This is a genomic window from Streptomyces sp. NPDC046900, from assembly GCF_040644975.1.
Taxonomy (GTDB): Bacteria; Actinomycetota; Actinomycetes; order Streptomycetales; family Streptomycetaceae; genus Streptomyces.
The window spans coordinates 177,410-196,588 of sequence record NZ_JBEYXD010000012.1 but is presented as its reverse complement, the minus strand read 5'-3'; the positions used below and the strand labels follow the sequence as shown (position 1 = coordinate 196,588).

Genomic DNA, 19,179 nt, shown 5'->3' with positions numbered 1-19,179 from the left:
TCATGACAGCCAACATGTCCGAAGAAGACTGCCGCAGCGCCCTGCTGGTCAGGGATGCGATGGAGCGTACGGTGGCGGAACTGCCGTCCTCGCTCGACCTGGTGCCCGCCGCGGTCGCCCAGGGCCGACGCCGCAAGGCGCGCGCCCGTCTGGCGCTGGCCGCCGGGATCGCCTGTGTGGCCGGGGCGGTGGTGTTCGGTTCCCTGACGCTGCCGGCCGGGGGCGGCACCCCGACGACGGTCCGTCCCGCGACGAGCGGCACACCCTCGCCGCACGAGTCGGTCAAGGAGCCGGAGCCCTACCGCACGCCGGTCCATGTCGAGCCCACGAGCGACGACGAACGGGCGATGGCCCAACTGCCTCCCGCCGAGCGGAAACGGCGCGCGCAGTTCCAGCAACAGGTGGCAGTCCTCCTCGACGAACTGCTGCCGGACACCGTCGGCCTGATCCGGCCCGTCGACCTCGCCGTGTCGCGGTATCAGGCCGAGACCAAGGACGGGAAGGTGTTCCCCGTCATCTTCTCCGTACGGCCCTCCGGCGACGGTTCCGGCGCGCGGCCCTGCCCCTCGGCTGCTCTTGCCGTGAAGGGCGGAAGCTGTGCGCAAGCCACCCTGCCGGGCGGCATCAAGGCGACCTCGCTCAGCACGGTGGCCGACTCGACCGGGACCACGGCCACCGAGGTCCATTTCTTCTACGGGCACAGTGACGTCGTGCTCGGAGTCGTCCCGGACGCGAAAGCCAGGGCCTCCGCTCCCGTCACCAACGAGGAACTTCTGGCGGCCGTCGCCGACTCCAGGTTCCTGGAGCTGGTGCGGTACGCCGACGAGCACCCGATGGAGAAGAAGCAGATCTCCGTCGCGGGCGGCTGACGAGCCGGTGGCGGTGCAGGAGCGGTACTGAGGTGAGTGGGCCCTTGCCGGATCGGGAGGGGCCCACCGACGCTCTACGCCCCAGCCGTCATCGCTCGTGCCGCGCTGTTCACTGAGCCGGGGCAGGGCGCAGCTCGCGGATGATGCGGGTCAGGTCTGCGGGGGCGGCCGCCAGGCGGACCGGCTCGCCCGCGTCGTCGAGTTCGGCGATGTGCCAGCTGCTGGGGACGATGTCGCCCTCGCTGCCGCGGGCGCGTCGCACGTTCTTGACGGTGAGCCGCTCCATCGGAATCCGCTTCGCCGCGAACCGGCCCGGACCGGAGTGGGGGATCACGGCGGGGGAGCCGTCGCCGAGGACTATGTGGGTGCCGAAGCCGTGCGGGTTGTACTCGGTGTGCTCCAGGAAGCGTGCGGCCAGGAACACCTCGTGGTCTTCCTTGACGGGCCGGGCGGCCGCCGTGAGTGCCTCGGGCGCACGGATCCGGGTGGCTCGCCAGGCCCACACGAAGAGGGCCAGTGAGACCAGTGAGCCGGCGGCCTCCCAGCCGATCGCCACGTGCGAGGAGAGCAACGTCGTGGGGTGGAGGTAGCACAGGGGCAGCAGCCACAGGGCGGTACCGGCGAGGGCGCCCGCGAACGGGAGGGCCGACGGAAGGACCTCGTCGTCGGGCAGTCGGCGCCCGCGCAGGCGCAGGAGCACCAGGGCTCCTGGGTAGCCCGCGGCGAGGGCCAGCACGGCGGCGAGGACGGACATGTCCCCGGGGGCAGGGACATGCTTGTTCCACACGTGGCCCGCTCCGGCGACCTTTATCACATGGTGGCGCCATACGGTCAGTTCGACGGCGTCTCCGGCCTGGAAGTCCTGGGCCGCCTCGTAGGAGACCTCCAGACGCTCCAGCGGCCTGCCGTCGGTGAAGTACAGCCAGCTGTTGTACTTCTTGGGGCGGTGGGCCTCGGTCCGGGCGATCCTGGCCGGAATGGTCGTCAGGCACTCGCCGCGCTGCGCGGCGGGCGTCGCGGCGGTGCAGGGGGTGGCGGACCTCCACTCGTGCTGGTACGACGCGGCGGACGGCGCGAACCACGCGGACAGGCCCGCGCCGGCGAGCAGCAGCGCGGACAGGCTCAGCGAACCCGCCCAGCCGCGCCCGGCGGTGCGGCTCGAGACGACCACGAGGTGGCCCGACTCCGGGGTTGCGTAGCGGCGGTGCAGCGCGCGGAGCGCCTCCACCCGTGCGTCGAAGTCCTGGTCGTCGGGCGACGAGCTGCGCGGCAGCGGAAGGAGCCGCTTGTGCCCGTCCCGCAGCACCAGGATGACGCCGCGGGTCTCCCGGGCGCCGCCGCTGTTCTTGTGGTAGACGCGTACGCGGAAATCGGCGATGTCACGCCAGGGAACGCTCCGTCGGTGCAGCAATGTTCGGAAGCGCAGGCCGTACGTGTCGGCGTCGACCCGGGCGGTGACCGCGAAGAGCGACGCGATGCCCACCACCGCGACGGACAGCCCGATGTACACCCAGACGTGCGGGACCTCGCCCCAGCGCGCAATGCCCGCAAAGGCCAGACCCGCCCCGCCCGCCCCGAGCGCGACGCAGGGCCACAGGACTCCCCTGCTGCGGGGACGGTAGGTCACTTCCGAGCCGGACGTCATGCGCGGAATCCCTTCAGCAGCCGGGCGGCAAGAGTGGCGGACGGCTTCGGCCGACAGCTGGGCAGCCCCTCGAGTGGAGACCCCCGGTCGGCGGGCCGGACGAGCGACGACGCTCGGCACACAGAGCTGACCGTCGGTGTTCCGGGCGTCCCCGCCCGGCCTCTGCCGGCGCCGGAGTGCCACGGCCCGTCGAAGCCCTGGCTCCGTGGTCCGAGGACGCCGGCGTGCGGCGGCGGGAACATGTGGTCGCCTGCGATCCCTCGCAGCGGGTGAGAGGCATCGCGGCCCAAGGCCGAGATCCCGCGGAGGCGCTGTGGGACAAAGACGCCGCGGCTTCACATCCGGTCCGCCGATACGGGGAACACCGGCCCCCGGGCGCCGAACAGCCCGGGCACTCCCCCTCAGCCATCGCCCCGCCCCCTACGCCCGCACCCCCGCACGGGCACAGAAGATCCAACGCCGCGCGGCACACAGAATCAACGGGCCTCGGCATCAATACGCCGTCAAGATTCCTCCTGCCGCCCCGGCAATCGGGCCACGAGAAGCGGCCGTCGGCGAGAAGCAGGGCGCAGACCGCCGGCAGCGGCGGCGGTGTCGCCGGCACCGGCACCGGCACGACGAAAGGGCCAACTCGGGGCGTCTGCCATACGAGTTGGCCCTCACCGTCTTCAGCCGGTCGGCCGGTCAGCCGGTCAGCCGGTCAGCCGGTCAGCCGGTCAGCCGGTCAGCCGGTCAGCCGGTCAGCCGGTCAGCCGGTCAGCCGGTCAGCCGGTCAGCCGATGATCGCGATGCCGTCCGTGGTGATGGCGGGGCGGCCCGAGGTGCCGACCACGACGATCTTCACGGTGTGCTTGCCGGAGCTGGACCAGCTCTTGGTCCAGATCGCCTGCCGGTACTGGGTGGTGGAGGACTTGAGGTCCACGGTTGCGGCCTTGGTGCCGTCGACGTAGACGTAGGCCTGCCCCGAGGCGGAGGCCCGCGAGACGATCCAGGCCACCGAGCGCCCGGTGAAGGTCCAGCTGATCGAGGCCTTCGCGGAGGAGGAGCTGTAGGAGTATCCGCCCAGGTAGCTGCTGCTGCTCTTACGGGTCCAGGTGCCGGTCCTGGTGGTGGAGGTCTCCTGGATGATGCTCGGCTTGCGGGTGACGGAGGTGGCGGCGGTGTTGCCGACCGCGTCGTACGCCTTGAGCGCGAACAGGTCGGAGGCGGCGGGCTTGGCGCTGGTCGCCCAGGAGGTCACCGTCGGGCCGAAGGTGGCCGCCGAGGGCGAGGTCGCCACGACCTTGGCCAGCGCCGCGCTGTCCGCGGCCTTCCAGGTCACCGTGACCGGGACCGCGGTGGAGTTGACCGTGCCGGTGCGCACGGTCACGGCGGGAGCGCCCGGGAAGGTGGGGGCGGTGGTGTCACCGACCAGGGACATCGCACCGGACGTCGTGGTCGATCCACGGACGTGGGTGGCCCGTACCTGGACGCTGTGGCTGCCGGAGGCGACCGGGAACGTGGCGGAGCGGGCGGACCCGGAGGTGTGCGCCACGCTCTTGCCGTCGACCAGGACGTCGAACCCCGAGATCAGCACGGACGGTGTGGAGGTCGTCCAGCTGACCGTGGCCGCGCTCTTGGTGTAGTACTTCGTCCCGGACTTGACGGCTCCGCCGGACATCCCGGTGACGGTGACGGCACTGACCGGGCCGGCCGCGTAGGAGCGGATCGTGGACAGGGCCCGGTAGAGCTGGTTGCCGGGGCAGTCGGTGGCGAAGCCGTCGCGGTGCCCGGAGATCACGGAGAACCCGTAGGTCTTGCCCAGGGTGAAGCCGGAACTGTCCGCGGAACCCTCGGGCAGAGAGGCGGTACCGGTGGCCGGGTCCACGCCGGTCATGCCGAACTTCCAGGCAGCGATCCGGGCGATGGAGGCCAGCATCGCCGTGCTCGGCGCGGCTCCGGTGTAGGTGGTCTCCGTGGAGTCGCCTCCGCTGAGGTCGGTGTAGGTGCCGATGGCCGCCACACCCATGCTGTTGGTGTTGAACCCGTACGTCTGGGCGCCGACGACGGGCAGTGCCTGCCCGCCGAAGCGGCCCTCGAAGATGGTCCCGCACTTGTCGACCAGGAAGTTGTAACCGAGGTCCCGCCAGCCCTGGCTGAGGTGCGCGGCGTACAGACTGCGCACGATCGACGGCGAGTCCGAGCAGGAGTAGTCGTTGGGGGTGTCGGTGTGGTGGACGAACATCACCTTCACCGCCGAGCCGTACGTCGGGTAGCCCGTCTCCCGGGCGCACTCGTCTGCACCCCAGCCCGCCCTGCTGACCACCGTCGGCGGGGCGACCTTCGAGGTGGTCGCGGCCGGCATCGGGTCGGGCGCCGGCGACGCCGAGGCGGAGGGGCCGGCCGGGCAGGACGGATACGCCTGGACGAGCGTCGGGAGCTGGCTCGGCCATGAAGTGGCCGACGCGCTGGGCGAGGTGGAGACGGGGGCGGAGGTCGCGGTGGACGGCGAAGCGTAGCCGGTCGCCGTCGGGCTGCCGGTCGTGACCGAGGGGGACACGGAGTCCGACGGAGTCGTGGTGTCCGGTGCGCTCGGGCTGTCGGTGGCGGTGTCGGTCGGGGAGCCGGTGTCCGTCGGCGTACCGGTGGCGTCGTCCGTCGGAGTGGCGGAGTCACCGGCCGTCGCGTCCACGGCGTAGCCCGCCGGGTCCATCCCGGCGCCCGTGCTGCTCCCGCCACTGCTGGAGGCCTTGCCCGGGTCGATCAGGTCCACCCGCAGCCCGGCGGGCAGCGCGGTCGTCCCGTGCGCGCCGCTCGCGCGGACCTGGATGCCGTCGGATGGCCCGGACCACAGCGGGGACATGCCGCCGCGCACGCCGGGACGGTTCAGTTCGGCGGCGTCGGGGATCTCGTCCGGCTGCTGCATCTCCAGCCACCGCGTCCACCGGCCGTCGGCGGCGGAACGGGTCCGCACCTCCACCGTGCCGCGCAGTTTGGCGTGGGCGCCGGTCCAGGTGACGCCCACCATGCTGAACGGGGCTGTGGACCTGGCCTGCAGCGCCTTGAGCGACGCGTCGGTCCCGGTCAGCGAGAGCGAGTGCACATGCGTCCGGATCGGCGCCTGCACGGCCGACGCTCCGGCGCCACCGCCCGGCCCGGTCAGCGCGACGGCCACCGCCGCCACGGTGCCTCCGGCGACGACCGCGCCCACCGCCACCCAGGCACGCGTTCTCAACCCGGCAGGACGCGCGCGTCTGCCGCTGTGCTCTCTTCTCATGCCCCACCCTGAAGAATCGTGGCTGCACAGGCCACACGATGAACGCGGGGGGGGGCCGCTTACGTGGCGCCCGTGGGCCACGCCGGATTCCCCCTCGTCCTGACTGCTGCTGCTCGGGGGCACACGACTGTCACAGAAGGTGCCCCATACACCCTGCGCCGCGGAGTTCTCAAATGTCACTGCCGGATGCGGGGCCCGGCGGCGGGCATCAGGGGGCGACTGAAGTCGATCGCGTGGCCGCTTATCTGATAGTCCGTCCGGTGGCTTCGGTGGGCCCGGTCGGGAGTGTTGCCCGGGGGCGGACGCTTCGGCACGTAACCGTTTGAGGACGAATCCTCCCGTCCGCCTTGAAGGAGATCTCCAATGAAGCGCCTAACCACGGCTGTTGCCGCTGTCGGTGTGGCCGGAGTGCTGACGATCGCCCTCCCGTCGAGCGCCCGGGCCACCAGCGGCACATCTCCACACATGAACGCCCATACCGGGCAATCCCTCGGCCCGGCGAACGCGACCGACGGCATGTGCGTCCAGTGGTCGCCCGGCCAGGCGGCGACAACCCTCCCGGTACCCGCCCTCCCGCCCGGCGCCCCGTGCCGCGTGCCGTCCCCGCGCACGCAACCCGGCCCCTCGTAGGAACACGGCGCTGGTGAGAGCGCCGAGGAAGACGAGGGCGGCCCTCACCGCGACCGCGGCCTTCGGACCGCCTGGGGGCGGCCATGGCGCCTGAGCCCGGCCGTCTGCTTTCTTGACCAATTCCTGACGCTGCTTCCGCATCCGAAGATCCGTGCGTGGATGTCCACTTGGGTGTCACTCTTCGGCACCCTGTGAGGGAAGTGAAGTGCCATGGAAGTCACCGTCGTCGCGGTCGTGGTGATTGCCGTCTTTGCGCTCGTCGTGCTGCGCAGCGGAATGCGGGTGGTCAACCAGGTCGAGCGCGGTGTCGTGTTCCGCTGGGGGAAGGCGCTGCCGCAGCACCGGCAGCCGGGTGTCACGTTCCTGATTCCGTTCGCCGACCGGATGCGGAAGGTCAACGTGCAGGTGGTGACCATGCCGGTGCCCACGCAGGAAGGCATCACCAAGGACAACGTCTCGGTGAAGGTCGACGCCGTCGTGTACTTCCGGGTGACCGACCCGGTGCGGGCCGCCATCGAGGTCCAGGACTACGTCTTCGCCGTCGGACAGGTCGCCCAGTCGTCGCTCCGCTCCATCATCGGCAAGAGCGATCTCGACGATCTGCTCTCCGACCGTGAGCGGCTGCACGAAGGGCTCGCTCTGATGATCGACAGCCCGGCCGCCGGGTGGGGCATCCACATCGACCGCGTCGAGATCAAGGACGTACAGCTCCCCGAGTCCCTCAAGCGCTCCATGTCCCGGCAGGCCGAGGCCGAGCGCGAGCGTCGGGCCCGGGTCATCACCGCGGACGGCGAGTTCCAGGCGGCCCAGCAGCTGGCGAACGCGTCGCGCATCATGTCGGACACCCCGGAGGCCATGCAGCTCCGGCTCCTCCAGACGGTCGTGGAGGTCGCCGCGGAGAAGAACTCGACGCTCGTGATGCCGTTCCCGGTGGAACTGCTGCGGTACTTCGACCGGGCAGCCCGCAAACTCGGGCACGACGAGGAGCCACAGCACGGCAAGGACACGGCCGCCGCGGTCCAGCGGCCCGCGGACCCGCGTCTGCCGGCACCGGCGGAATCCGCGCCCGGGGACGAGGGCCGGAACACCGGAGCCTGAGCCCGCTGCCGGCGGTCCCGGATCCGCCGGGCCGGGTCCGTTGTCCTGGGTCGTCATGGAGCGGAGTTAGCATCCGCTCCATGACGACTACAGACAACACCGGCAGCCCCCTCCTCGACATCGAGATCGGCGCCCTGCAGGGCGGCTCCGCGAACCTGTCCCAGTACGCCGGCAAGGCCGTCCTCGTGGTGAACGTGGCCTCCAAGTGCGGGCTGACCCCGCAGTACGCGGGCCTGGAGCGCCTGCAGGAGCGGTACGCCCCGCTGGGCTTCACCGTCCTCGGGGTGCCCTGCAACCAGTTCCTCGGGCAGGAGCCGGGAAGCGCCGAGGAGATCGCGGAGTTCTGCTCGGCGACGTACGGCGTGACCTTCCCGATGACCGAGAAGATCGAGGTGAACGGGGAGGGTCGGCACGCCCTCTACGACGGGCTCGTGGGCTTCGCGGACACCGAGGGCCACACCGGGGACATCCGCTGGAACTTCGAGAAGTTCCTGATCGGCAAGGACGGCCGGATCGCCGCCCGCTTCTCGCCGCAGACGGAGCCGGAGTCGGCGGAGATCGTGGCCGCTGTGGAGAAGGCCATCGCCTGACGTCCCGCGTCCCCCCTCCTTGACCTTGCCCCTGGGGCAAGCGGGAGCGTCCTCGTCACCGGGCGGAAGCGCCCGGTGACGGAGGATGACAGGGTGAGGAACGATCTGCTGACCATCGGCGCCTTCGCTGCCCGTGCACGGCTGTCGGCGAAGGCGCTGCGGCTGTACGACCGGCTCGGCCTGCTCGCGCCCGCGTACGTCGACGAGGCCAGCGGCTACCGCTACTACCGGGCCGACCAGGTCGAACGCGCCCGTCTGGTCGCCCTGCTGCGCCGGCTCGACATGCCGCTCGCTCAGGTGGCCGAAGTGCTCACGGCCCGTGAGTCGGACGGTGTACGGGCCTCCGCCATGCTCGCCGGCTACTGGGCCGGCGTGGAGGTGCGGATCGCCGCACAGCGGACCCTTGCCGACTACCTCCGTGGACGACTGTCGGGGAGGAGCTCCGAGATGTACGGGAAGTTCGAGATCGGGACGGTGGACGTGCCCGAGCAGGTGCTGATCACCGAGACGCGGCACACGCTGGTGGACGAGCTGCCGGCGTGGATTGGGGCGTCGCTGGGGCGGCTGGAGGAGGCGGCGCGGGGGTGCGGCGGGACGACCGGGGCACCGTTCGTCGTCTACCACTCGGAGGTTTCGCAGGAGAGCGACGGGCCCGCGGAGGCCTGCGTGCCGGTGGCGGACCCGGAGGCCGCGCGGGCCTGGACCGAGGCACAGGGCCGGACGTGGGAGACGAAGGTACGGATCGAGCCCGCACAGCGGCTCGCGTACACGCGCATCACCAAGGCACAGGTGGTGCATCCGCAGATCCTCGCGGCGTTCGAGGCCGTGGAGGCGTGGATCGCGGAGCAGGGACTGGAGTACGCGGGGCCCTGCCGGGAGGTGTACTTCGCGGACTGGGATGCGGCGGGGCCCGAGGACGCGGTGTGTGACGTGGCGTTCCCGGTGCGGTGAGCCGGGGCCGGAGGAGCTGCGCTCGCTCAGCGCAGCTCCTCCGGGCACGGTGTCCCCCGCGGCAGCCGGTACGGCGCCGCCAGGCGGTAGGTACCCGGGTGTGGGGCCACGAGCTCCGTCCACTTGTCCCCGGACGCGTCCGGGACGGTCTCCATCAGACAGCCGTTGACGTTGTCGTACGTCTTCGGCATGCCGTCCGCGCGGTGCTTGGACTCCTCCGTCTCCTGCGGCGGCTTGACGCTCTTGCCCTGCGCGTCGACGAGGCCGAGCCACGGCGAGTACGGGACCCGGATGAGCACCCGGCCCGCCTTCTTCACCTCGATGGTCAGCTCGCCCTGCTCCGCGCGGTCGACGAGGGCCGGCGGATCCGCCAGCGGCGTGGGGTCGGTCACCGCGAACAGCTGCCAATTCGCGTCGCCCCAGATCTGCTTCAGATACGGCATGCCCCGCTGGACGAGTTCCCGCTCGCGCTCGCCGCCGTCGCCGTCCGGCTCCCCCTTCGGCAGCACCACGTAGTGCACCGCCCAGCGCTGCAGCCACGCGTGGTAGTTCGCGGAGTTGAGCGTGTCGTCGTAGAAGAGCGGGTTGCGCTGCATGTCGGCCTGCCGGTTCCAGCCGCGCGCCAGGTTCACGTACGGGGCCAGCGCCGACGCCTCGCGGTGCGAGCGCGCCGGGACCACCTCCACCCGGCCCCTCTCCGCGCCGACCACCTGGAGCTGGTTCACCAGCGGCGCCAGCTCGCGCGCCCAGGACGCCGCGGGCGTCGTGTGCACGATGTCGTCGACCGTCTTGAATCCGATCCAGCCGGCGAAGCCGACGAGCGCGAGGACGACGGCGTACCACTTCCGGCTGCGCGGCACGGCGAACGGCAGCGCCGCGACCAGCGCCACCCCCGCGAACAGCATCGCGAGCCGGGTGATGTTGGAGCCGATCTGCGAGCTGATCACCCAGACCAGCAGCACGGAGAGCCCGTACACCGCCGACGTGATCCGTAGCGTCTTCCACTCCTTCGGAACCAGGAGGGAGACCAGGACCGCATAGAGGAAGGGCAGGAGCGCGGACGCCCACGTCATGGGCTGCGTGCCGGAGAAGGGGAAGAGCCAGGCCGACACGGCGACCACGACGGTGGGCGCCACACCCAGCGCCCATGCTCCCGGGCGCCGCCTCTCCAGGAACAGCGCCACCGCGACCAGTCCGAGGAAGAGGCCGGCCACCGGGGACGACATGGTGGCCAGGGCGGCCAGCGCCGCGGCGCACAGCGCCTTCGCCCAGCGTTTGTACCGCCAGCGGTGAGGCCAGCAGAAGACGGCCGCCGTCGCGCCCAGCGCGAACATCGTGCCCAGCCCGAACGTCACGCGCCCCGAGATGGCGTTGCACAGCAGCCCGAACACTCCGGCCAGGGCAGGCCACCACGGCTCGCGGACCGCACGGCTGCGGATGAGGATCAGCGTCAGCAGCCCGGCCGAGATCGTCCCGGCGACCATCATCGTCGTACGGACGCCGAGGACCGACATCAGATACGGCGACACCACGCTGTACGACACCGGGTGCATGCCGCCGTACCAGGCGAGGTTGTACGCCGAGTCCGGATGCCGGCCCACGAACTCCGCCCACGCGTCCTGCGCGGCGAGGTCGCCTCCGCTGTTCGCGAAGGTGAAGAACCAGACGAGGTGAAGCACTCCGGCGAGCACCGTGACCGTCAGGGCGGGGTGGCGGCGGGCCAGATCCGCCGGCCCGGACGACCTCATCCGGGCGAGCAGAGCGCGCAGCCGCGAGGCCGGCGCCGTCCGGCCGGCAGGCGGTTCGGGGCCGTCTTCGGATGCCGTGCCCGATGCGGGAAGGCGGGGGCCGTCGCCGGAGGCCGTGTCCGCGGAACGCGCCCTGGTGCCGTCAGCCGCGGCCGGGGCGGCGGACCGGCGCATCCCGTCGGCATCGGAGGCGCCCGGTGGTATTCGCGGGCCCGCCGACCCGCCCGGAGCACGGCCCGGATCGCCGTCGTCGGCGTGTGTCGGCTCCGCTGTCGCCACCTGAAGGCACTCCCCGTGTCCCGTCTTCTGTTCCCGCCCCGGGTCCGGTTCCGTACCTCCCCGTGTCCGGACCCGAAAGAGTTCCGACACCGTTCCATCAGGATTCCCTCGGGCGTCCGTCCCGGGCCAGGTGCGCGATGTGCGACCTGCCCCGGTCTCGCGACGCTAGCACGCACCCCGCCGACGGGCTCCCGGGTGGGGGCTCCGTGGGCGGGGTGCGCCGCGCCGTACCGACGTCCGGCAGGGAGGATCAGCCCAACCGGGTGAACTTCGCGCCGTACCCCGGTTCGGTGAGGTCCTTCTGCACGGCGACCGGGATGGTCACCGCGTGGCTGGAACCGTCGCCGACCTTCAGCTCGCCGACGACCGTGCCCGCCTTCGCCTCGTGCGGGATCGCCTTGCCGCCGTCGCTGATGGAGATGCCGGTCTTCAGGCCCGGCCAGCCGACGGCCGTCATGTTCTTCGTGGCGACCACCGGGGTCCTCCCGCCGAGCTGGTCGTCCACGTACCCGACGACCTGGCCCTTCTTCACGACCGTCGCGGTCGTCAGGCTCTGCTGGACCTTGTCGATCAGCTTCTGGCTGTTGTCCAGCGCCAGCTTGAGGCTCCACCAGACCGTGCCCTTGTGGGCGTCCTGGTTGAGGACCGCCCCGTAGACCGTCTGCGTCTTGCCGTCGACCACCTTGGTGGCCGCCCAGACGAGGTTGCCGCCGGCCGGGGTCGACGAACCGGTCTTCAGGCCGATCACTCCCACCTGCGTCACCAGCAGGTCGTTGGTGTTGTAGATCGGCTGGTCCAGGCCCGGGATCTCCGCCTTGGCCATCCCGACGACACCGCGGAACACCTCGTTCTGCATGACCGCCTTGGCCAGCTTGATCTGGTCGACCGCGGTGCTCACGGTCGTCTTGTCCAGACCGCTCGGGTCCGTGTACGTGCTCTTCGTCATGCCGAGCTTCTTGGCGGCGGCGTTCATCTTGCCGACGAAGGTCTTGTTGTCGGAGTCCCAGCGGGCCAGCAGACGCGCGGCGTTGTTCCCGGACGGGATCATCAGCATCTGGAGCATCTGCCGCTCGCTGAACTTCTGGCCCTTCTTCATGGCCGCCGTCGACTCGTCCTCGTTCTTGGACTCGTCCTCGGCCTGCTGGTCCGCGGTGATCGTCGGGCCGTCCTCGTTCCCCTTGAGCGGGTGCTCCTGAAGCGTCACATAGGCCGTCATGATCTTGGCGACGCTCGCGATGGGCTTCGGGCTCTGGCTGCCCTCGGTGCCGATCACGCCGACACCCTGGACCTCGATCGCCGACTGGCCCTGCCCCGGCCAGGGCAGGTCGAGCTTGCCACCGCCGAAGGTGTACGTCTCGTCGGCGGTCAGCGCGAGGGAGCCCGCGGGCAGCGGGCGTACCGCCTGCACGATCGCAAAGATGATCAGCAACAGGACGGCGAGCGGCGTCCAGATCTTGATCCGCCGCAGGACGGTGCGCACCGGGGTCTCCGGCGGCGGCGGGGTGTTGGTCAGCTCGGCGAGCAGGTCCAGCGGCGGCTTGGGGGGCAGAGGTTGCTGGGCGGTGCGCTCGGGGCCGACCCGGGGCAGCGCGGTGGTCGCCTCGGCGGGGCTGAGGGCGGGCTTCGGCTTCGCCGGCCCCGGCTCGTCCAGCGGCTTCAGCGCGACGAACTTGCTGGTGCGCTCGGAGTCGGCGGGCTCGGCCTGATCCTCGGCGGAAGCGGGCTTGTCGGTCTTGCCCGCGGGCTTGGCGGAGGGCTTGGCGCCACCCAGTTTGAGCATGGTCGTGGGCTGATCCACGGCCGGCTTCCCGGCGGCCGCCTCGTCCTCCGCCTCATCTGTGGGCTTGTCCGAGGGCTTGTCGGCCGGCTCGGCACCGCCCGACTTGAGCATGGTCGTCGGCTGATCCACCGCCGGCTTCGCGGCAGCCGCCTCGCCCTTGCCCGAAGCCTCGCTCTGAGCCTCACCCGCGTCCCTGTCGGCCGGCTTGGCGCCACCCAGCTTCAGCATGGTCGTCGGCTGGTCCACGGCGGGCCGCTGCATCTTGAAGATCGCGGTGGGCTGGTCCACGAAGGGAGCGTCGGCGGTCGAACCCTCCCCGGCCCCGGACTTGGAGCCGGTCTCGGCCGCGGAGCCGCCATCGCCCTCGGTCCCGGCGGCGTCCGGGTCCTCGTCCTCGGACTCCGCCTCGGGGGCTTCCTCGTCCTCGGTCTCGGACACGGCAGACCCGGCGACGGCCGCGGCGGAACCGCCGGAGGCGGTACCGGCGTCAGGGGTCGCCGCGTCCTCGGCCTCGTCGTCGGCGTCCTCAGCCCCGGCCGCGTGCTCGTCCCCGGCCGCGTCCTCGGCGTCCTCAGCGTCCTCGTCGCCCGGCTCGGCGGTCTCCTCGGTGCCGGAGGCGTCGCCGGACTTCGTCCCGGCCTCGCCCTCCACGTCCTCGCCCCCGGACCCGGAGTCCTCGTCCCAGACCGCGTCCTCGGCGTCCTCAGCGTCCTCGTCGCCCCGCTCGGCACTCTCCTCGGTGCCGGAGGCGCCACCGGACTTCGTCCCGGCCTCGCCCTCCACGTCCTCGCCCCCGGACCCGGACCCGGACCCGGCAGTGTCCCGGTCCTCGGCGTCCTCGCCCCCGGACCCGGACCCGGCAGTGTCCCGGTCCCCGGCGTCCGCGCCCTCGGCGGCCACCTCGGGCTTGCGCGCGGCCTTCGGGGACGACGCGTTCCCGGTCTCCTCGGCCGGCTCAGGCCCTGCCTTCGCGGTGGAGGTCTCCCCTGCGCCGCCGGAACCGCCCTCGGCGGCCTCCGACTTGGCGCCGGGGTCCGACACCTCACGGGCATCGTCGGCCGTGTCCTCGGACCCGGCCTCGTCCTCGTCCGCGGTCCGCACCCAGGAGGCCAGCGAAGCTCGCTCACGGCCCCCGTCGGCCGTGCCCTTCGCAGGGCCCGCGTCCTTCGCGCCCGGCCCGGCGGAGCCCTTGTCGGCCCCGTCGCCCTCAAACGCCGGGTCGGCCTCGTCCACGGCCGTCCGGGCGGAGCCGCGCGGCAAGGAGAACACCGCTGTCGCCTGGTCGACCCGCACCGCCTCGCCGGCGAGCGCCAGCCGGGGGTCTCCCCCGGCTTTGGCGGACGCCGGAACCGCGGTCCCGCTCCCCGACGTCGGTTCTGCCGACGACTCGTGCTGCTTCGACCTGTCGGGGGACTCGCCCGCCACCGATGCCTCCTCCTTGTGCCACGCACGCACCCGCGCGTCTCGCCGAACCGTGAATCGCCGCCCGGACACAGCTGTCCGAACCATGTACCAGTGTCCTGTGTGAGGGGTTGACCCCTGCGGTAGACGAGAACGACATACCTACCGGTTCCACTACATTCCGGTCACGCACCCTCGACAGACCAATGTGAGAGGGGTCACCCTGTCATTCATCCACGCGGGGAGGCATGGATGGGCAGGAGCCGCAGAACAATTCCGGAGGAGCTTCTGCTGCTGGCACTGGACCCGACGACGGGTACCACTGCACAGCCGCAGTCGCTCGACCTCGGTCTGGCCGGAGCACAGCTAGTGGAGCTGGCGCTGGCCGGACGGATAGCCCCAGACGGGGATCGTATCGCCGTGGTGGTGCCACGGCCGACTGGAGATCCAACTTTGGACTGTGCGTTGGAGTTGCTGCGAAGGCGCGGCGCTCCGGTGCGGGCCGTCCATTGGATCGGCGGGCCACGTCTAGGGCTGCGCCAGATCTATCTCTCGCATCTGGAGCGGTGCGGCATGGTCCAGGCCGTGCCAGGCCAGATGTGCGGGGTGCTGCCGACGACCCGGTACCAGGCGACGGAGACCGCCATCAGCCGGGAGATCAGGGCTCGGCTGGATTCCGCGATCCGCACCGGCGTACCGCCGGACCCGCGGACCGCGGCGCTCGCCGCACTGGCCCATGCGGTCGGTCTCGGCAAGCACCTGTATCCGGGCAACGAGGGACGCTCGTCCCGTTCCCGGCTGCGGGACCTGATCCGGCACGACCCCATGGGCGGCCTCGTGGCGCACGCCGTGATGGACGTCCAGAACGGAGCGGTCGCGCAGCCGCGCCGAGGGCCGGCCACGGCCGCCCGCCCGGCCACCGCCGCGAGGCCCGCACCGGAACCCGCTCGTGGTGTTCCGATGCAGCCGAGCCACGGATCCATGGCGCGCGTCGTGGCCCACTGAGCCGCGGTCCCACGACCCGGCAGGATCACGGCGCAACCACCACCGGCTGAACCAGCAGGATCGGTACAGCAGGTACCGCACCACCCGGCACACGAGCAGCACCGGCCCGGTCCGGGAGCCGCCGGCCCGCGCGGGGCGATGAGACCGTACGTCCGGACGACGACACGGTCCCGCCGCCCCGCGCGGCCGCATGCGAAGGCCGTACGAGAACGGCCGGCACGGCGCTCCGTACGCCGGCGCGTGGTCGTGGCCCATCCGTGGTGCCCAGGTCCGGCCGTCGGCCAAGGACCTGCCAAGTTGTGCGCGGACGCCGCATATCCAGGGTTTCCCAGCGGTAGAAAGCACCTTGGTGGCAATCTGCTCAGCAGCAGATACGCAAAGTAGAGGCATGCAGCCGGAGGTGCGCGTCCGTGGCGTCGAATGTCAATCCCACCGTCCGGCGGCGCCGGCTGGGCCAGGAACTGCGCCGGCTCCGTGAAGTCAAGGGCATGACTGCCGAAGAGGTGGCGGAACGGCTGCTCGTCTCGCAGTCGAAGATCAGCCGCCTGGAGAACGGCCGCCGCAGCATCAGCCAGCGCGACGTCCGCGACCTGTGCGGGGTCTACGACGTCGAGGACCAGCGTGTCGTCGAGTCGCTGATGGAGATGGCGCGGGACTCCCGCCAGCAGGGCTGGTGGCACGCGTTCGGTGACATCCCGTACAGCGTCTACATCGGCCTGGAGACCGACGCGGAGTCGCTGCGGGTCTACGAACCCCAGATCATCACCGGCCTGTTGCAGACCCGCTCCTACGCGGAGGCGCTCATCCAGGGGGCGCTGCCGGAGACGTCGGCGGCCGACATCGACAAGCGCGTCCAGGTGCGGATGCGCCGACAGGAACGTATCGCCGCCGAGAACACCCCGCTCCGCCTGTGGGTGGTTCTGGACGAGGCCGCGCTGCGCCGTGTCGTGGGCAGCAACAACGTGATGCGCGAGCAGTTGGAGCATCTCGCGGAGATGTCCCAGCTCCCGCACGTCACCGTGCAGGTGCTGCCGTTCGGGGTGGGGGCTCATCCCGGGCTCAACGGCCAGTACGCGATCCTCGAGTTCGCCGACGCGGCCGACTCGAGCGTCGTGTACCTCGAGGGCGTCACCAGCGACCTGTACCTGGAAAAGGCCCACGACGTGCAGAAGTACGCCGTCATGTACGAGCACCTGCGGGCGCAGGCCCTCAACGTGGAACAGTCCCGTCAGTTCATCGCGGACAGGGCCAAGGAGTACGCTCGCTGAGCGCCTCTCGGACCAGGGCGGCGGATCTTACACCAGTGCAACCTTCAGGCGGAAGGCACGCCTGGAATATGCCATCCGGTCGAGTGAACGACTGCTCCGGACAGGGATGTTGACGAGTAGCTTCGATCACGCCACCAGTCAAACAAGTTGGCGTGAATCGCATCACGGCCACCGATTGGGAACCCGTGACGCGACGAACAGCAACTCAGCAACTCGCTACCGGAGTGAACATGGCAGTACTTCAGGGGGCCACGGAAACGTGGACCAAGTCGTCGTACTCGGCGGGCAACGGCGCGTGCGTGGAGGTCAAATCGCCCACCGTGGCGGCCCTCTCCGTACGCGACTCCAAGACTCCCGACGGACCCGTCCTGGCATTCCCCGCCGACGCCTGGAACACCTTCGTGGCGTCGATCAAGTAGCACCGCCCGAAACAACAACCCCTCGATATCACCGACAGCCCTCTCGACTGGCCCGCCGTCCCGGCCGAGGGGGCTCGCTCTTGCTCCGCAAGGGCGCGGCTCACCCCGGGACGTGTGAGTCGGTTTCGAGAGGCGGACCGTGCCCAGCCCTCTTCGTCAGGGCCGGCGCGCGCTCGTCCTCTCGGAACCGACGCGCCCTTCCGCCCACTCGCCGCAGGCGCACGAGTGGTTCAGCGGAGTTCGTCCACGTACCGGTCCGTTCCCGGCACCGTGGGAACGAACGGCGCGACCAACTCGACCTTGCCCAGACCGCCTTCCGCCATCGCCGCGTCCAGACCGGTGAAGTGGCTCTCCCAGCACTCCCTCGGGTCCGCCTCCAGGAACCACAGCAGGGTCAGGCGCGTGTCCACCCCCTCCACCTGCTTCACATACGTCATGCGGTCGCCCGGCAACGGGGTCGGACGGAAGAGCGTGACCATGGCTGCGGGGGATCCCCCGAGGCGGCGCGGGAGGTGGCGGGTGCGCAGCCACTCCAGCAGCGCGGCACGCTCCCCGGGTCCGTCCGCGTCGACGACCTCCAGGACCAGGCCCGCATAGGGGTGGTCCAGCGCGTGGAAGTCGCGCGGGCCGGCCGCGCCGTCCCGGTACACGGTGGCCTCGTGGTCCTGGAACGCCGTGAAGACATGGGTGCGGTCCCGGTAGACACGGGCGTCGCGGTTCAGACGCTTGTTGATGGCCACCGTCCAGCGCATGTGGTCGTCGTAGCGGCCGTCCGTGACCCAGTACGTCGAGAGGTAGCAGCCCGCCGTCACCGGCTGCGCCACCGCCGACTTCTCCGGATAGCGCAGGAGTTGCAGCTCCCGGGTGGCGACCCAGCGGCGGCCCGCGAACATCCACGGCATGGCCATCGCGCCGGCGTAGTAGTGGTCGTCCTCGTACCAGCGGTTGTACGCGTACTCGTGCCCCGGGTGCGGTTCCACCATCGTGATCAGGGCATGGCCCGCGCGGGCGTCATAGGGCCCCAGGGCCGCCAGTTCGGCGTAGGTCTCGCTGCGCGTCTCCTCACTCATACCGCTCCCCTTCCTTCCTCCGCCGTCCGCCCATACTCTGACGCCCCGTCAGAAAATCCGCCAGAGTCCGGGAGGCCTGCGATGCCGCTGCTTCAGGGCAGGACCGTCGTCGTGTCGGGGGTCGGTGCCGGACTCGGCCACCAGGTCGCGGCGGCCGTGGTGCGGGACGGCGGGAACGCGGTGCTCGGGGCGCGCACGGAGGAGCATCTCGCCAAGACAGCGGCCGGACTCGACCCGGACGGCGTGAACACCGCGTACCGGACGACGGACATCACCGACGAGGCGCAGTGCGAGGCGCTCGCCGCGCTGGCGCTGGAGCGGTTCGGGCGGATCGACGCGGTAGTCCACGTCGCCGCCTGGGACAGCTACTTCGGCGGCCTTCAGGACGCCGACTTCGCCACCTGGCACGCGGTCATCGACGTGAATCTGCTCGGCACCCTGCGCATGACACGGGCGTGCCTGCCGGGCCTCAGGAGGTGCGGCGGCTCGGTGGTCCTCATCGGCACCCAGTCGTCCGTCGCGGCGCCCTCCCAGGTGCAGCAGGCGGCCTACGCGGCTTCGAAGGGCGCACTGACCAGCGCGATGTACTCGCTGGCCCGGGAGCTCGGCCCGCACCGGATCCGGGTCAACACGGTCCTGCCCGGCTGGATGTGGGGCCCGCCCGTCGAGGCGTACGTGCGGTTCACCGCCCATACCGAGGGCGTTCCGGAGGCGGAGGTGAAGGGGCGCCTGACGGAGCGGATGGCGTTGCCCGAGCTGGCCACGGACGGAGACGTGGCGAACGCCGCGGTCTTCCTGGCCTCGGACCGAGCGCGGGCGATCACGGGCCAGTCCCTGCTCGTGAACGCCGGCGAACTCATGCGGTAGTCCGGCCGACTCCTCGGACGACCGGACGGAACGGGTCTCCCTGCTCGTGCCGCGACTCCCTTCCGGACCACCCGGGACCCGCATCCCGGAGCCCGATTCATCGGATGTCTCCCACTGGCGAAGTGCCCGCTCATGGTGTGTTCCTCGTCACGTGCACGACAACCGCCCCACAGGTCAAGAGAAGGTAAAATCGTTCTGCGTTCTGATCTGTGTTCATATCTATGACCGCCCAGGGTCTTGACCGCCCGCCTGACCGGCGGTTCAATCCCCGAAGTCCCCCGCTCCCGCACGGGGGCGCCGCCC

General features: G+C 71.1%; 14 protein-coding genes. 9 read left to right on the top strand and 5 right to left on the bottom strand.

Translation table 11 applies throughout. From position 1 onward, the window contains the following. The first annotated feature begins 2 nt into the window (after nucleotides 1-2). Complete coding sequence (locus ABZ904_RS15375) at nucleotides 3-869, top strand: hypothetical protein (RefSeq protein WP_361823526.1); 867 nt, start codon at nucleotides 3-5, stop codon at nucleotides 867-869. 109 nt (nucleotides 870-978) lie between these two features. On the opposite strand, the gene ABZ904_RS15370 is transcribed toward ABZ904_RS15375, so the two are convergent. Beyond that, nucleotides 979-2,514, bottom strand: a complete 1,536-nt coding sequence (locus ABZ904_RS15370; protein WP_361823523.1) for a PH domain-containing protein — start codon at nucleotides 2,512-2,514, stop codon at nucleotides 979-981. A gap of 772 nt (nucleotides 2,515-3,286) precedes the next feature. Next, nucleotides 3,287-5,728 carry an N-acetylmuramoyl-L-alanine amidase gene (locus ABZ904_RS15365; protein ID WP_361823520.1) on the bottom strand — a complete coding sequence of 814 codons (2,442 nt, stop codon included), beginning with the start codon at nucleotides 5,726-5,728 and terminating at the stop codon, nucleotides 3,287-3,289. A 405-nt stretch (nucleotides 5,729-6,133) separates the two neighbouring features. Here ABZ904_RS15365 and ABZ904_RS15360 point away from each other — a divergent pair, with 405 nt between their 5' ends. From ABZ904_RS15360 to ABZ904_RS15345, 4 genes are all read left to right on the top strand, one after another. Further along, nucleotides 6,134-6,400 (top strand): hypothetical protein, encoded by a 267-nt coding sequence (locus ABZ904_RS15360; protein ID WP_359394142.1) that lies wholly within the window; start codon nucleotides 6,134-6,136, stop codon nucleotides 6,398-6,400. Between the two features lie 210 nt (nucleotides 6,401-6,610). Beyond that, the gene (locus ABZ904_RS15355; RefSeq protein WP_361823517.1) at nucleotides 6,611-7,498 is read left to right on the top strand and encodes a slipin family protein; all 888 of its coding nucleotides are present in this window, start codon (nucleotides 6,611-6,613) and stop codon (nucleotides 7,496-7,498) included. An 80-nt stretch (nucleotides 7,499-7,578) separates the two neighbouring features. Next, nucleotides 7,579-8,088 carry a glutathione peroxidase gene (locus ABZ904_RS15350; RefSeq protein ID WP_359394139.1) on the top strand — a complete coding sequence of 170 codons (510 nt, stop codon included), beginning with the start codon at nucleotides 7,579-7,581 and terminating at the stop codon, nucleotides 8,086-8,088. Between the two features lie 75 nt (nucleotides 8,089-8,163). Further along, complete coding sequence (locus tag ABZ904_RS15345) at nucleotides 8,164-9,039, top strand: MerR family transcriptional regulator (RefSeq protein ID WP_359394137.1); 876 nt, start codon at nucleotides 8,164-8,166, stop codon at nucleotides 9,037-9,039. A 26-nt stretch (nucleotides 9,040-9,065) separates the two neighbouring features. Here the strand turns inward: ABZ904_RS15345 and ABZ904_RS15340 are convergent, their stop codons facing one another. Beyond that, complete coding sequence (locus ABZ904_RS15340; RefSeq protein ID WP_359394135.1) at nucleotides 9,066-11,066, bottom strand: MFS transporter; 2,001 nt, start codon at nucleotides 11,064-11,066, stop codon at nucleotides 9,066-9,068. 250 nt (nucleotides 11,067-11,316) lie between these two features. Further along, a complete protein-coding gene (locus ABZ904_RS15335) occupies nucleotides 11,317-14,271 on the bottom strand; it encodes a D-alanyl-D-alanine carboxypeptidase (RefSeq protein ID WP_361823513.1) in 2,955 nt (984 codons plus the stop codon). 228 nt (nucleotides 14,272-14,499) lie between these two features. Between ABZ904_RS15335 and ABZ904_RS15330 the strand changes: the two genes are divergently transcribed. The 3 genes from ABZ904_RS15330 to ABZ904_RS15320 all read left to right on the top strand — a co-directional run bounded on the left by ABZ904_RS15330 (nucleotide 14,500) and on the right by ABZ904_RS15320 (nucleotide 16,939). Then, nucleotides 14,500-15,252, top strand: coding sequence for a GPP34 family phosphoprotein (locus ABZ904_RS15330; protein ID WP_359394131.1), 753 nt, complete (start codon nucleotides 14,500-14,502; stop codon nucleotides 15,250-15,252). 410 nt (nucleotides 15,253-15,662) lie between these two features. Beyond that, on the top strand, nucleotides 15,663-16,520 hold the full coding sequence (locus ABZ904_RS15325) for a helix-turn-helix transcriptional regulator (protein WP_359394129.1): 858 nt from the start codon (nucleotides 15,663-15,665) through the stop codon (nucleotides 16,518-16,520). Between the two features lie 230 nt (nucleotides 16,521-16,750). Then, nucleotides 16,751-16,939 carry a DUF397 domain-containing protein gene (locus ABZ904_RS15320; protein ID WP_359394126.1) on the top strand — a complete coding sequence of 63 codons (189 nt, stop codon included), beginning with the start codon at nucleotides 16,751-16,753 and terminating at the stop codon, nucleotides 16,937-16,939. Between the two features lie 230 nt (nucleotides 16,940-17,169). Here ABZ904_RS15320 and ABZ904_RS15315 read toward each other — a convergent pair whose 3' ends face one another. Beyond that, nucleotides 17,170-18,009, bottom strand: a complete 840-nt coding sequence (locus ABZ904_RS15315; RefSeq protein WP_359394123.1) for a hypothetical protein — start codon at nucleotides 18,007-18,009, stop codon at nucleotides 17,170-17,172. Between the two features lie 81 nt (nucleotides 18,010-18,090). On the opposite strand from ABZ904_RS15315, the gene ABZ904_RS15310 reads away from it, so the two are divergent. Further along, complete coding sequence (locus ABZ904_RS15310; protein WP_359394121.1) at nucleotides 18,091-18,876, top strand: SDR family oxidoreductase; 786 nt, start codon at nucleotides 18,091-18,093, stop codon at nucleotides 18,874-18,876. The last annotated feature ends 303 nt before the right edge of the window (nucleotides 18,877-19,179 follow it).